11 protein-coding genes and 1 pseudogene are annotated in these 13,933 nt (G+C 64.8%); 9 read left to right on the top strand and 3 right to left on the bottom strand.

Annotation, left to right across the window (positions count from 1 at the left end):
• Positions 1-45 precede the first annotated feature (45 nt).
• The 5 genes from OED01_RS08515 to OED01_RS08495 all read left to right on the top strand — a co-directional run bounded on the left by OED01_RS08515 (position 46) and on the right by OED01_RS08495 (position 7,837).
• Positions 46-945 carry a TrmH family RNA methyltransferase gene (locus OED01_RS08515; protein ID WP_264154854.1) on the top strand — a complete coding sequence of 300 codons (900 nt, stop codon included), beginning with the start codon at positions 46-48 and terminating at the stop codon, positions 943-945.
• Positions 946-1,039: 94 nt separating this feature from the next.
• Positions 1,040-2,611 (top strand): type I restriction-modification system subunit M, encoded by a 1,572-nt coding sequence (locus tag OED01_RS08510; RefSeq protein WP_264154853.1) that lies wholly within the window; start codon positions 1,040-1,042, stop codon positions 2,609-2,611.
• Complete coding sequence (locus OED01_RS08505) at positions 2,608-3,534, top strand: restriction endonuclease (RefSeq protein ID WP_264154852.1); 927 nt, start codon at positions 2,608-2,610, stop codon at positions 3,532-3,534. Before OED01_RS08510 ends, OED01_RS08505 begins: the two co-directional genes overlap by 4 nt.
• Positions 3,531-4,706, top strand: coding sequence for a restriction endonuclease subunit S (locus tag OED01_RS08500; protein ID WP_264154851.1), 1,176 nt, complete (start codon positions 3,531-3,533; stop codon positions 4,704-4,706). Before OED01_RS08505 ends, OED01_RS08500 begins: the two co-directional genes overlap by 4 nt.
• Entirely contained in the window at positions 4,703-7,837 is a 3,135-nt protein-coding gene (locus tag OED01_RS08495) for a type I restriction endonuclease subunit R (protein ID WP_264154850.1), read from the top strand. The genes OED01_RS08500 and OED01_RS08495 overlap by 4 nt, the downstream gene beginning before the upstream one ends.
• A 106-nt stretch (positions 7,838-7,943) precedes the next feature.
• Here the strand turns inward: OED01_RS08495 and OED01_RS08490 are convergent, their stop codons facing one another.
• Complete coding sequence (locus OED01_RS08490) at positions 7,944-8,249, bottom strand: hypothetical protein (protein ID WP_009881334.1); 306 nt, start codon at positions 8,247-8,249, stop codon at positions 7,944-7,946.
• A gap of 318 nt (positions 8,250-8,567) precedes the next feature.
• Here OED01_RS08490 and OED01_RS08485 point away from each other — a divergent pair.
• A pseudogene (locus OED01_RS08485) lies at positions 8,568-8,981 on the top strand (TrmH family RNA methyltransferase); the annotation flags it as partial.
• 22 nt (positions 8,982-9,003) lie between these two features.
• Here the strand turns inward: OED01_RS08485 and OED01_RS08480 are convergent.
• Positions 9,004-9,831 carry an SGNH/GDSL hydrolase family protein gene (locus OED01_RS08480; protein WP_264154848.1) on the bottom strand — a complete coding sequence of 276 codons (828 nt, stop codon included), beginning with the start codon at positions 9,829-9,831 and terminating at the stop codon, positions 9,004-9,006.
• Between the two features lie 126 nt (positions 9,832-9,957).
• On the opposite strand from OED01_RS08480, the gene OED01_RS08475 reads away from it, so the two are divergent.
• From OED01_RS08475 to OED01_RS08465, 3 genes are all read left to right on the top strand, one after another.
• Positions 9,958-11,703, top strand: a complete 1,746-nt coding sequence (locus OED01_RS08475; RefSeq protein ID WP_264154847.1) for a DEAD/DEAH box helicase — start codon at positions 9,958-9,960, stop codon at positions 11,701-11,703.
• A gap of 119 nt (positions 11,704-11,822) precedes the next feature.
• On the top strand, positions 11,823-12,917 hold the full coding sequence (locus tag OED01_RS08470) for a VIT1/CCC1 transporter family protein (RefSeq protein WP_264154846.1): 1,095 nt from the start codon (positions 11,823-11,825) through the stop codon (positions 12,915-12,917).
• Between the two features lie 39 nt (positions 12,918-12,956).
• Positions 12,957-13,778 carry a shikimate 5-dehydrogenase gene (locus OED01_RS08465; RefSeq protein WP_264154845.1) on the top strand — a complete coding sequence of 274 codons (822 nt, stop codon included), beginning with the start codon at positions 12,957-12,959 and terminating at the stop codon, positions 13,776-13,778.
• Here the strand turns inward: OED01_RS08465 and OED01_RS08460 are convergent.
• Entirely contained in the window at positions 13,772-13,933 is a 162-nt protein-coding gene (locus OED01_RS08460; RefSeq protein ID WP_264154844.1) for a hypothetical protein, read from the bottom strand. The genes OED01_RS08465 and OED01_RS08460 overlap by 7 nt on opposite strands.

Here is a 13,933-nt window from a genome sequence, read left to right as displayed (position 1 = left end):
CGGCCGGACGCGGGATGGCAGAGTGGACGGGTGGACCTCCAGCACGTGACCGACGCCGACGACCCGCGGCTGGACGACTACCGCGATCTCACCGACACCGCGCTGCGTCGCGTGCAGGAGCCGGTCGGCGGTCTCTACATCGCCGAGTCGGCCAAGGTGATCGAGCGGGCCTGCGCTGCGGGTCACCGCCCGCGTTCGGTGATGACGCAGCGGCGCTGGGTCTCCGGCATCGCGTCGATCCTCGGGGATCAAGACGTCCCGGTCTATCTGGTCCCGGACGAGGTCGCAGAGCGGGTCACGGGGTACGCCGTGCACCGCGGCGCACTGGCGTCGATGCACCGTCCAGCGCTCCCGTCGGTGGGGGAGATGATCGACCGGGTCTCGACCACGGCGGGTCCGCGTGTGCGCATCGCCGTGCTCGAGGGGCTGCTCGATCACACCAACGTGTGTGGTCCCAAACTAGCCCATCCGGAACCCGCCGCCGAGCCTCGCAGACGCAGTCGGATCGCGGTGCTGGAGGGGCTCGTTGACCATACCAACGTCGGCAGCGCCTTCCGTAATGCAGCCGCCTTGGGCCTCGATGCGGTGCTGGTGTCTCCGACCTGCGCTGACCCGCTGTACCGGCGCTCGGTACGGGTCTCGATGGGCACGGTTTTCCAAGTGCCGTGGACACGGATCCCCGATTGGACAAAGGGCATTGCGGAGCTTAAGGCGGCTGGCTATGTCCTGGCCGGCATGACGTTGGGGGAAGGCGCGATCACCCTCGACGAGCTGGTGGCCGAGGATCACGAGAAGCTCGCTCTCGTGTTCGGCACCGAAGGCCACGGCATCACGCGGGAAACTGATGCTCTACTCGATCGCCGGGTCACGATCCCGATGATGGGCGGAGTCGACTCGTTGAACGTGACGGCAGCAGCAGCCGTGGCGTTCTACGCGACGCGCTGATGCTGCTGGAGCCCCGAGCGTCAGTGGCCGCCGATAGCCTGTGAACGAACAACCCAGCACCGTGATTGCGCAGTGGCGCGGAGGAGACAAACCTATGGCACCGACCACCAAAGAGGCGCAGCGTGCCGAGCTGCATAGGACCATCTGGCGCATCGCGAACGACCTTCGAGGCAGCGTCGACGGGTGGGACTTCAAATCGTACGTGCTGGGGATGCTCTTCTACCGGTTCATTTCTGAGAATCTCACGGCGTACCTCAACAAGCACGAGCATGATGCGGGCGATGCGTTGTTCGACTACCGGCTGACGGCGGACTCTGACGCGGAGTTCGCGCGCGACGAGGTTGTCGCGGAGAAAGGGTTCTATATCCTGCCGTCCGATCTGTTCGCCAACGTGCGGGAGCGTGCGGCGCGGGACGAGAACCTCAACGAGACGCTCGAGCGCGTCTTCAAGAACATCGAGGCGTCGGCGCTGGGTACGGACAGTGAGGACGACATCAAGGGTCTGTTTGACGACCTGGATGTCAACAGCAACAAGCTCGGCTCGACGGTTGCCAAGCGCAATCAGAAGCTGGTGAAGCTGCTCGACGCGATCGGTGACCTGCCGCTGGGGCGGTGGGAAGACAACTCGATCGACCTGTTCGGCGACGCCTACGAGTACCTGATGCAGATGTACGCCGCCAACGCCGGCAAGTCCGGTGGCGAGTACTACACGCCGCAGGAAGTCTCCGAACTGCTGGCCCGCATCACGGTGGTCGGCAAGACACAGGTCAACAAGGTCTACGATCCGGCCGTCGGATCGGGATCGCTGCTGCTGAAATTCGACAAGGTGCTCGGCAAGAACAACGTCCGCCAGGGCTTCTACGGCCAGGAGATCAACCTGACCACGTACAACCTCGCACGGATCAACATGTTCCTGCACGACGTCAACTACGCCGACTTCAACCTCGCCCACGGCGACACCCTCGTCGATCCCCAGCACTGGGACGACGAGCCGTTCGAGGCGATCGTCTCCAACCCGCCCTACTCGATCAAGTGGGAGGGCGACGCCAACCCACTGCTCATCAACGACGAGCGGTTCGCGCCGGCCGGTGTCCTCGCGCCGAAGTCGAAGGCCGACCTCGCGTTCACGATGCACATGCTCAGCTGGTTGGCGGTGAACGGCACGGCAGCGATCGTCGAGTTCCCTGGAGTGCTGTACCGCGGGGGAGCGGAGAGGAAGATTCGGCAGTACCTCGTTGACAACAACTACATCGATACCGTGATCCAGTTGCCGCCGGACCTGTTCTTCGGCACGACGATCGCGACCTGCATCCTCGTGCTGAAGAAGTCGAAGAAGACCAGCGACGTGCTGTTCATTGACGCGTCAGCCGAGTTCAAGCGCGTTGGCAACAAGAACAAGCTGCTCGATAAGCACCAGGCGAGGATCCTCGAGGCGTTCACGACGCGCGAGCCCGAGGACTACTTCACCACCGTCGTGAGCAACGAGGACATCGCCACCAACGACTACAACATCGCCGTGTCGTCGTATGTAGAGGCCGAGGATACCCGCGAGGAAGTCGACATCGTCGAGCTGAACGCCGAGATCGCGCGCATCGTCGCGCGCCAGGCAGAGCTTCGTACAGCGATCGATGAGATCGTGGTGGATCTGGAAGGTGCGCGGTCATGACGGACATGCCCAACTGGGAAGGCTTCATGATCCCGACGCTCAAGGTGATGAGCGATGGCATCATCCGCCACTGGCGCGAGTTTCAGCCTCTCGTAGCTGATCAGGCGCAGCTCACCGATGAGCAGAAGAAGGAGATGCTTCCGTCCGGGAGCGCGCTCAAGTATGAGAACCGCATCGGCTGGGGCGTCTCGTTCCTGACGAACGTCGGCGCGCTCAGGCGTCCGAAACGCGGTCACTACCAGATCACCGATGCCGGCAAGCAGCTCATCGAGCTGTTTCCGAACGGTGCCAAGGAACGTGACATCAAGGCGCTCGGTGCGGATCCCAGCTCGCCCATCCGCGAGTACGTGGCGACCACGACCCGCAAGACGAACGAGTCTACAAAGACCGCTCCGACCGAAGAGTCGTCGATGACTCCTACCGAGCAGGTGCAGAGCGGCATCGAGCGCATCCACGACGAGATCGCGGTCGAGCTGCTCACTCGGCTGCAGGACAAAGACCCAGGCTTCTTCGAGCAGGCGGTTGTCGATCTCCTGCTGTCAATGGGCTACGGCGGCACCACCGGGGCCGGCAGCGTCACCCAGCTCAGCAACGACGGAGGCATAGACGGTGTTATCGACCAGGACATCCTCGGCCTCAATCGCGTGTACATCCAGGCCAAGCGTTACCAAGACGGCAACGCTGTCGGACGCCCCGACCTCCAGGCGTTCGTTGGAGCACTCAGCGGTAAAGCCGACAGTGGCGTCTTCATCACGACCAGCCGCTTCTCCGACGGCGCACGCACCTACGCCGAGAACGTGCCGACCCGCATCATCCTGATCGACGGCACACGCCTGACGAGCCTGATGATCCGCTACGGCGTTGGCGTGCAGGTGAAAGAGACCTATAAGGTCGTCGAGATCGATGAGGACTTCTTCGCATGAGCCGCATCGATGACCTGATTCAGGAGCTGTGCCCGAGCGGAGTGGAGTACAAACAGCTTGGCGATGTCGGCAGGGTCGTGCGGGGGAAGCGTTTCGTCAAAGACGACATGATCGACGCGGGTGTCCCGTGCGTTCACTATGGTGAGATATATACCAAGTACGGCATTTCTGCAGTTCAGAGCATCTCCTACGTATCGCACGAACGTGCACGCACACTTCGCTTCGCGCAGCAGGGCGACGTAGTCATGGCATCAGCTGGCGAGACGATCGAAGACATTGGAAAGTCTGTCGCATGGCTGGGGAGTGAACCCATCGCGATCCATGACGCGTGCTATGCGTTCTCGAGCTCGATGGACCCCAAGTTTGTATCGTACTTTTTCGCTTCCCGCTTGTTTCGAGACCAGATTCGGCGAAGTATCTCCTCCTCAAAGATCTCGTCGATCTCGACGCAGAACGTTGCGAAGGCACGCATCCCGGTACCACCACTCGAGGTGCAGCGCGAGATCGTGCGAGTGTTGGATAAGTTCACTCAGCTGGAAGCGGAGCTGGAAGCGGAGCTGGAAGCGGAGCTGGAAGCCCGGCGCACCCAGTACGAGCACTATCGCACTGAGTTCTTGACGTTTGGGGATGACGTTCCGCGGCGACCACTGCGAGAAGTCGCCACGATCGGCACCGGCAGTCACGATACGAAAGACGCGACCCCGGACGGTGAGTTCATTTTCTACGCACGTGGCCGCGAACCGCTACGGCTTGACTCGTATGACTTCGATGAGCAGGCAATCATCACTGCCGGAGACGGGGTCGGCGTTGGCAAAGTCTTCCACTTCGCCGATGGGAAGTACGCTCTCCATCAGCGTGCTTATCGCGTTGTGCCAGGCAAACAAATCGACTCCCGATTCATCTATCACTATCTAGTTTCAGACTTCTCGAGGTACCTGGAACGCACGTCGGTACATGCGTCTGTGACGTCGCTGCGACGCCCGATGTTCCTGAAGTACCCAGTGCCCGTCCCGCCGCGGGCTGAGCAGGAACGTATCGTGGCAACCCTCGACAAGCTCGACGCCCTGGTCAATGACATCAGTATTGGTCTCCCGGGCGAGCTCGTTGCCCGTCGTAAGCAGTACGAGCACTATCGTGACCGCCTGTTGACGTTCAAGGAGCTGCCGGCATGAGCGTTGCACCGGCACGCGGCTACGATCCGATCGCAATCTCATCGGAGAGCACGGTTGTCGCTGAGTATGTTCACGATCCGTCGCGGGCCGATGCGTATCAGTCGGAGTCTGCACTCGAGAAGGAGATGATCCGACTCCTCGAGGGACAGGCGTACGACTACCTGCCGATCACCTCCGAAGCGGAGCTGGTTGCCAACCTCCGGGTGCAGCTCGAGAAGGTCAACACGATGACCTTCTCGGATGCCGAGTGGGAGCAGTTCTTCACGACGAAGATCGCAGGTGCCAACGACGGCATCATCGAGAAGACGGCGCGTGTCCAGGAGGACCACGTCCAGATCCTCAGGCGCGATGATGGGACGACGAAGAACATCGCGCTGATCGACAAGACCAACATCCACAACAACCAGTTGCAGGTCATCAACCAGTACGAGATAGCGCGTGGCGAGGGTGATGTCGTCGACGGCGGTGCGAAGTACGCCAACCGTTACGACGTGACCGTGCTCGTCAACGGGCTGCCGATGGTGCACATCGAAATGAAGCGCCGAGGCGTCGACATCCGCGAGGCCTTCAACCAGATCAACCGCTACCAGCGCGACAGCTTCTGGGCCGGCTCGGGCCTGTTCGAGTACGTGCAATTGTTCGTGATCAGCAACGGCACGCTCACGAAGTACTACTCCAACAGCACCCGCAACAGGCACCTGGCCGAGCAGAAGAAGTCTGGCGGTGCCGGGAAGGGCAGGAAGACGAGCAACTCGTTTGAGTTCACCAGCTGGTGGGCCGATGCGAACAACCAGCCGATCGCCGAGCTGACGGCATTTGTGAAGACGTTCTTCGCGAAGCACTCGCTGTTGAACATCCTGACGAAGTACTGCGTGCTCACCGCGGATCGCGACCTGCTGGTGATGCGGCCGTACCAGATCGTGGCGACGGAGCGGATCCTGCAGAAGATCCAGATCTCGACGAACTACAAGACGCTCGGCACACTCGATGCCGGCGGATACGTCTGGCACACCACGGGGTCGGGTAAGACGCTCACCTCGTTCAAGGCAGCGCAGCTGGCATCGAAGATGCCGAGTGTGGACAAGGTGCTGTTCGTCGTGGATCGCAAAGACCTCGACTATCAGACGATGCGTGAGTACGACCGGTTCGAGAAGGGCGCGGCGAACTCGAACACATCCACGGCGGTGCTGAAGAAGCAGCTTGAGGACCGGGGTGCGCGGATCATCATCACGACGATCCAGAAGTTGTCGACGTTCATCAAGGCGAACAAGGGCCACGAAGTCTTCTCGGGCCACGCGGTGATCATCTTCGATGAGTGTCACCGGTCGCAGTTCGGTGACATGCACACCGACATCACGCGGGCGTTCAAGAAGTACAACCTTTTTGGGTTCACCGGTACGCCGATCTTCGCTGCGAACGCCGGCAGCGGTGGCAACCCTCACTTGCGCACGACCGAGCAGGCGTTCGGCGACAAGTTGCACACGTACACGATCGTCGACGCCATCACCGACAAGAACGTGCTGCCGTTCCGGATCGACTACATCAACACCATCAAGGTCGGAAACCCCGACGACTCACAGGTGTCAGCGATCGACCGGGAGAGAGCTCTCCTGGACGTGCGCCGGATCCGCGATGTCGTGGCGTACACGCTGGAGCACTTCGATCAGAAGACGAAGCGGTCGTCGAGTTACGAGCACGGCGTGGTGACGAACGTCGCCGACTCGGTGCGGGGCCGGCGTCAGGCGGAGGCGATCAAGGAGCGGAAGCGAGTGCGTGGGTTCAACGCGCTGTTCGCGACCGCGTCGATCGATGCCGCACGCCAGTACTACAACCAGTTTCAGCTGCAGATGGAGCAGCTGCCACCGGACAAGCGCCTGAAGGTCGGACTGATCTTCAGCTACGGCGCGAACGAGGCCGAAGCCGACGGCATCCTCGATGATGAAGCGTTCGACACCGATGCGCTCGACGGTGACGCACGTTCGTTCCTGGAAGATGCGATCCAGGACTACAACGACATGTTCGGGACCAGCTACGACACGAGTGCGGACCGGTTCCAGAACTACTACAAGGACCTGTCGCAGCGGATGAAGAACCGCGAGATCGACCTGGTCATCGTGGTGAACATGTTCCTAACTGGGTTCGACGCGACGACGTTGAACACGCTGTTCGTTGACAAGAACCTGCGCGCCCATGGCCTGATCCAGGCGTACTCGCGCACGAACCGCATCCTGAACTCGGTGAAGACCTACGGCAACATCGTCGCCTTCCGCGACCTCGAGGAAGAGACCAACGCGGCGTTGGAACTGTTCGGCAATAAGGATGCCCGCGGCGTCGTCCTGTTGAAACCGTACGGCGACTACTACGGCGAGTACGTCGACAAGGTCACCGAACTGCTCACGCGCTTCCCGATCGGGCAGCAGATCGTGGGGGAGCAGGCGCAGAAGGACTTCATCCAGCTGTTCGGCGCGATCCTGCGGCTGCAGAACATCCTCACGTCCTTCGACGACTTCGCCGGCAACGATCCGCTCACCGAGCGACAGCGGCAGGACTACACCAGCATCTACCTGCGGCTACGCGATGAGTTCACGCGCGATCGTGACGGCGACAGAGAAGTCATCAACGACGACGTCGTGTTCGAGATCGAGCTCGTCAAGCAGGTCGAGATCAACGTCGACTACATCCTCATGCTCGTCGAGAAGCTCCGCGCCGAGAAGGGCGACGGAGACGACAAGGAAGTCCGCGCCGAGATCACCCGCGCCGTCGACGCGAGCCCGACCCTCCGCAGCAAGCGCGACCTCGTCGAGGACTTCGTCGAGTCGGTGTCGCTGCAGGGCGCGGTCGATGAGCAGTGGCAGGCGTACATCGCCGCGAAGCGAGAGGCCGAGCTTCAAGAGCTCATCGAAACGCACAAGCTCAAGCTGGAGCAGACGCGGTCGTTCGTGGATGCCGCGTTCCGGGACGGCCAGCTGCGCACAGCGGGCACCGAGATCACCCGCATCCTGCCACCCGTGTCGCGGTTCAACCGCGAGTCCAACCATGGCGACAAGAAGAAGCGGGTCATCGAAGCGCTCTCCAGGTTCTTCGAGCGGTTCCGGGGACTTGCCACTGGGGGTGGGGAGCCTGGGGACTGAGGTCAGCACGAAGGGCGCTGGCGGCACAGCCGCTCACGCGCCACAATCTGCGCATTCAGCCAGGCACGCAAGGGTGCGGCATGTTCGAGCATCTCGGCCTGGCCGTTCAACCGCGCACCGCTTCGGCCACGGCCGTCTTGATCCGCGCGGCCAGGTCGTCGACGAGTTGCTGGCACAGCGCGATCCCGGCCGCACCGTCCTGCTCTTGCCGGCACTCGGACAAGCGTGCCTCGTCGATCGGGATCCGCTTGGCGAATCCACGAGTGGTGCTGACCTCGATGTACGCGCCGGTCTCACCGGGCCCGTCGGCTCCCAGCCGCATCTTCACAGGAGTGTCCCACGGGACGTCGGCCGTCTGCATCGCCGCGTTGCCGAAGTTGGACGCGCTCGTGTTGAACGGGCTGCTGATCATCAATGCCCCTCCTTCCTCGAATGCTCGGCGATCTCGCAGTGCGGCACCGTTCGGCGAAACCACCACCTCGCTCGGTGTGTCCGACGTTCCAATCTATATTGCAGGACGGCCCGCATCCCCGTCAGCACGCCACCTGGACAAGTGCCGGAGCCGTCTCGATCTCATCGCAGTTCGGCGCTTCGGCATCCTCACTCACTGCGATACAAAAGCCAGAGTCGTCGCTATCGGTATGATCTATCCAATTGCTCATGCGATAAGCGCTTATGCCGTTGTGCCTGGTCAGGCGCGGTTTCCTTGCAGCCGATCGTAGCCGGACACCACATCAACGTCGGCGCCTGCTTCCGCTCGGCGGCGGCCCTGGGAGTGGACGCGGTCGTCGTGACGCCCGACTGCGCCGATCCGCTCTACCGGCGCTCCGTTCGGGTATCGATGGGCGCGGTGTTCCAGGTGCCCTGGACACGCGCGCACACGTGGCCGGAAGGTCTCCAGGAGCTCAAGGACGTCGGGTTCGTCATCGCGGGCATGACGCTGGGGGAGGGTGCGATCACGCTCGACGATCTCGTGGCGGAGGATCACGCCCGCCTCGCGCTCGTGTTCGGCAGCGAGGGCAACGGGCTCACCGAAGCCACGGATCGGCGAGTCGACCGACGCGTGACCATCCCGATGACCGGCGGCGTCGACTCCCTGAACGTCGCTGCGTCGTCGGCGGTGGCGTTCTACGCGACGCGCTGAGCTCCCGCTCGGCGCCCGCGGACTATTCGCTCGCGCGGATCTCGTACGGCACGGCCTCCGGGCGCTTGGCGACGACGGCGTCACCCGACGACTGGTGACGGAGGCGGCGCAGCACCCACGGCACCAAGTGCTCGCGTGCCCAGCCGAGGTCCTCGGAGCGCGCCTCGCGCCAGGTCCGAACGGGCAGAGGATCGGGCTGCATGGCCTGCAGATCGTTCGGCACGTTCAGCGCGCGCAGCACCATGCGAGCCACCTCGTGATGACCGAGCGCGTTGTAGTGCAGCCGGTCGTCGTCGAAGAAGCGCGGGTCCTGCACGGTCTTGAGCGCCCACTGATCGGCGACGATGCAGTCGTGCCGGTCGGCGATCGCTCGGACGTTCTCGTTGTAGATCGCGACCTTGCCGCGGAACGGCCGGAAGACGGGCGTGAAGCCGGTGTCGATGCCGGTGAACAGCAGGACGGCCGCGCCGGTCGCAGCGAGCCGCGCCACGGCGTCCTCGAGCTGGACCGCGATGGCGTCCGGATCCGTCCCTGGTCGGATCACGTCGTTACCGCCGGCGCAGATCGACACGAGATCGGGGTGCAGAGCGACAGCCGGTTCGATCTGGTCCCGGACGATCTGGGCGATCAGCTTGCCACGGACGGCGAGGTTGGCGTAAGCGAAGTCGTCGACCTGCCGGGCAAGCACCTCGGCGACCCGGTCGGCCCACCCGCGGTGTCCGCCGGGGGCTGCGGGGTCGGGATCGCCGATCCCCTCGGTGAACGAGTCGCCGACGGCCACGAAACGGCGCCATGGATGCGTGCCCTCATTCGGGACGAAGGGGGTCCGGGATGATTCCAGGTCGGTCATCGCACTCTCCTCGGAAGCTCGCGAAGCCAGGGATCGCGGCCCCGCGACCAATCAGCCTACCCGCCGATCGGTCCCCGCGGGGATGGCTGGCATCCGGTGTCCGTGGGAGCGATTATCGTGGAGGCGATGCTCTCTCCGTCCTTCCCTCAGCGCGCCCCCTGGGGCACCGCGAACAAGCTGAGGGCATGGCAGCAGGAGGCGCTCGAGCAGTACTTCCAGGCGGACAAGCGCGACTTCCTGGTCGCCGCAACGCCCGGCGCAGGCAAGACCACATTCGCGCTGACCCTCGCTGTCGAGCTGCTGCGAGCGGGCGAGGTGAACCGCGTCATCGTGGTCGCGCCGACCGAGCATCTCAAGACGCAGTGGGCGGATGCCGCGGCCCGCGTGCACATCCGCCTCGACCCGCGGTTCCGCAACAGTCACTGGGCCCCGGCATCCCATTATCACGGCGTGGTCGTGACCTATGCGCAGGTCGCGGCGAAGTCCTCCGTGCACCGGCATCTCACCGAGGACGCCAAGACGCTCGTCATCCTGGACGAGGTCCACCACGGCGGCGACGCGCTCAGCTGGGGCGACGCGATCCGGGACGCCTACGGCCCGGCCAAGCGCCGTCTGCTGCTCTCCGGGACGCCGTTCCGCAGCGACACGGCGCCGATCCCGTTCGTCGAGTATCTGCCCGACGAGTCCGGCGCTCGTGTCTCCAGCACCGATTACGCGTACGGCTACGGGCGGGCCCTCGCGGACGGCGTCGTCCGGCCGGTGCTGTTCCACATGTACTCCGGCAAGATGCGCTGGCGCACGAGCGCGGGCGACGAGCTCGAGGCTCATCTGGGCCAGGACAACACCAAGGACGTCAACTCGCAGGCCTGGCGCACGGCGCTCGATCCCGAGGGCGCCTGGATGCCCGCTGTGCTCTCGGCCGCGGACCGCCGTCTGACCGAGATCCGCCACCACGTTCCGGATGCCGGGGGACTGGTGCTCGCCACCGATCAGACCGTCGCCAGGGCATACGCCAAGATCCTGCACAGCATCACTCGGCAACAGCCGACCATCGTGCTCTCCGACGACGCGGCCGCCTCGGAGCGGATCGAGAAGTTCAGCCAGAACGATTCCCGCTGGATGGTCGCGGTGCGCATGGTGTCCGAGGGCGTCGACGTGCCGCGACTGGCAGTGGGCGTCTACGCGACGTCCTCGTCCACCCCGCTGTTCTTCGCGCAGGCGATCGGGCGCTTCGTGCGCGCGCGTCGTCGTGGCGAGGCCGCGAGCGTCTTCCTGCCGAACGTCCCCGTGCTCATGGGGCTCGCGAACGAGATAGAGAAGCAGCGCGATCACGCGCTCGATCGCCAGTCCAAGGACGAGGACGGGCTCGACGACTCTCTGCTCGACAGCGCGAATCGAGAGGACGACGCGTCGGATGCCCTGACGCAGGAGTTCAGCTATCAGGCGATCTCGTCGCTCGCGCACTTCGATCGTGTCGTGTTCGAGGGGCAGGAGTTCGGGCAACTCGCCGAACCCGGCACTCCGGAAGAAGAAGAGTTCATCGGCATTCCGGGGCTCCTCGAGCCGGAGCACGTCCATGAGCTGCTCATGCAGCGCAGCGCGAGGCAGTCGAAGCTCCGCGAGGCGCGCGAGGCCGAACAAGGGCCGGAAGCGGTCACCACGCTACCCCCGCCTCTGCACCGGACCCTGCGCGAACAGCGGCAGCTGCTGAACAGCCTCGTCGGGCTGTACGCGCGGCAGGCAGGCGAGCCGCACGGCGCCGTGCATGCGGAGTTGCGCCGGATCTGCGGCGGACCCGCCGTCGCGCAGGCGACTGTGGCGCAGCTGCAGTCGCGCATCGACGTGCTGCGCAAGCGCGTGAAGAGCCGCTGACCGCGTCCATCCGTCCGGCGCGTTCGGGACCCCGAAATGCTGTCAATCCCCGGATTCCGGCGGGGCGAGGCGTGCGCCGTCGCTAGCGTTGAAGCATCCCACCCGAATCAGGAGATCCGATGAGCGCGCCCGTTTCCGCCGAGCCGACGCCCGCCGACCGACGCCGCTGGGCCCGCTACCTGGTCGAGGAGCGCGCCGAGGGAATGGTCTATCAGCGTCTCGCCGCCCGGAGGTCTGGCGAAGAGCGCGAGATCCTGCTGAGCCTCGCCGAGGCCGAGCGGCGTCACGAGCAGCACTGGCTCGACCTGCTCGGCGGCCAGCCGAAGAAGCTTCCACGTGCCGGCATCCGCTCGCGCATGCTCGGCTGGATGGCCGGGCGATTCGGATCGATCTTCGTGCTCGCGCTCGCGCAGAGCGCCGAGGCGCGTTCGCCCTACGACACCGAGCAGTACGCGACGCCGGCGATGCGCGCGGACGAGAAGGTCCATTACGAGGTCGTCCGGGGTCTGGCCGCTCGAGGGCGCCGCCGGCTGTCCGGCTCCTTCCGTGCGGCCGTGTTCGGCGCGAATGACGGTCTCGTGAGCAATCTGGCGCTGGTACTCGGTATCGGCGCGACGGGGGTGAGCTCGAGTTTCGTGCTCTTCAGCGGCATCGCCGGTCTGCTGGCCGGCGCGCTCTCGATGGGGGCCGGCGAGTTCGTGTCCGTCCGATCGCAGCGCGAACTGCTGGCCTCGACGGAGGCGAACGACGACGCCCACGACTCCGCGGCGGACCTCGACATCGACGAGAACGAACTCGCTCTCGTCTACCGAGCCCGCGGAATCGACGAGGCCGAAGCGCTACGAAGGGCGCACCGCATCGTCGAGGCCGCTCAGGCCGGCGTGCGGGCGGCCTCGACCGGTCCGATCCGGACTCCTGGCCAAGATCACGAGATCGTCGGCAGCGACTGGACCGCTGCGGTCTCCAGCTTCCTGCTGTTCGCGTCGGGCGCGATCATCCCCGTGCTTCCGTGGATCTTCGGTCTGCATGGGGCGACCGCGGTGGTCGTGGCGCTCGTCCTCGTCGGCGTCGCGCTGCTGTCGACCGGCGCCATGGTCGGCATCCTCTCCGGTGGTCCGCCGCTGCGCCGGGCGCTGCGGCAGCTCGCGATCGGCTTCGGGGCCGCCGCGATCACGTACCTGCTCGGGCTGGTGTTCGGAGTCGGAGCGGTCTGAGCGTCCGGCGCGAGCCGGGGAGCGGCGTAACCTGATCCAGTGACCATGCTGAACAAGGACATGACGCTGTGCATCTCGCTGTCGGCGAGGCCGAGCAACAACGGCACTCGATTCCACAACCACCTCTATGAGGCACTGGGGTTGAACTGGATCTACAAGGCGTTCGCCCCGACCGACCTCGCCCAGGCGATCGCAGGCGTGCGCGGCCTCGGCATCCGCGGGTGCGCGATATCGATGCCGTACAAGGAAGACGTGATCGCCCTCGTGGATCGCATGGATCCATCGGCCACGGCGATCGATTCCGTCAACACCATCGTGAACGACCACGGCATGCTCACGGCCTACAACACCGACTACTCGGCGATCGCGCAGCTCATCGAGCGCAACGGCCTGGATCCCTCAGCCTCCGTGCTGCTCCGCGGGTCCGGCGGCATGGCCAAGGCGACGGCCGCGGCGTTCCGCGACGCGGGCTTCGCCGACGTGACGATCGTCGCGCGCAACGAGCAGGTCGGCCGCGCCCTCGCCGAGCTGTACGGGTTCGATTGGATCGCCGAGCTGGGGGAGCACACGGCTGACATCGTCGTGAACGTCACCCCGATCGGCATGGCCGGGGGGCCGGAGCAGCACACCCTGGCGTTTCCGATGCCAGCCGTCGACGCGGCCGCCGTCGTGTTCGACGTCGTGGCGCTCCCGGCTGAGACTCCGCTCGTGGGCGCGGGCCGCGCCGCCGGGAAGACGGTCATCAGCGGCGCGGAGGTCGCCACGCTTCAGGCGCTCGAGCAGTTCGTCCTGTACACCGGTATCCGCCCCTCGGCGGAGCAGGTTCGAGCGGCCGAGGAGTTCATGCGCGCGGGTCAGTGACCCTGCGCATCCTCCCCGTCGGAGCCGGTCCTATCGTCCGATTCCTCGTCGTCGTCCGGCGTCGTTCCGTCGAGACGCTCCGGCGCACCGCCTGACGCGGTGTCTGCTTCTTCGTTCTCGCCTGGTACGCCCTGGGTGTTCTGCGGATCGCTCAT

It is taken from the genome of Microbacterium sp. M28 (assembly GCF_025836995.1).
Taxonomy (GTDB): Bacteria; Actinomycetota; Actinomycetes; order Actinomycetales; family Microbacteriaceae; genus Microbacterium.
The sequence above is the reverse complement of the archived record's forward strand: the minus strand, read 5'-3'. Positions and strand labels throughout refer to the sequence as shown.

Excerpts from the sequence above, each read along its gene's own strand:
- OED01_RS08510 (WP_264154853.1), top strand. The coding sequence starts at position 1,040 with ATGGCACCGACCACCAAAGAGGCGCAGCGTGCCGAGCTGCATAGGACC.
- OED01_RS08505 (WP_264154852.1), top strand. The coding sequence starts at position 2,608 with ATGACGGACATGCCCAACTGGGAAGGCTTCATGATCCCGACGCTCAAG.
- OED01_RS08500 (WP_264154851.1), top strand. The coding sequence starts at position 3,531 with ATGAGCCGCATCGATGACCTGATTCAGGAGCTGTGCCCGAGCGGAGTG.
- OED01_RS08495 (WP_264154850.1), top strand. The coding sequence starts at position 4,703 with ATGAGCGTTGCACCGGCACGCGGCTACGATCCGATCGCAATCTCATCG.
- OED01_RS08490 (WP_009881334.1), bottom strand. The coding sequence starts at position 8,249 with ATGATCAGCAGCCCGTTCAACACGAGCGCGTCCAACTTCGGCAACGCG.
- OED01_RS08480 (WP_264154848.1), bottom strand. The coding sequence starts at position 9,831 with ATGACCGACCTGGAATCATCCCGGACCCCCTTCGTCCCGAATGAGGGC.
- OED01_RS08475 (WP_264154847.1), top strand. The coding sequence starts at position 9,958 with ATGCTCTCTCCGTCCTTCCCTCAGCGCGCCCCCTGGGGCACCGCGAAC.
- OED01_RS08470 (WP_264154846.1), top strand. The coding sequence starts at position 11,823 with ATGAGCGCGCCCGTTTCCGCCGAGCCGACGCCCGCCGACCGACGCCGC.
- OED01_RS08460 (WP_264154844.1), bottom strand. The coding sequence starts at position 13,933 with ATGAGCGATCCGCAGAACACCCAGGGCGTACCAGGCGAGAACGAAGAA.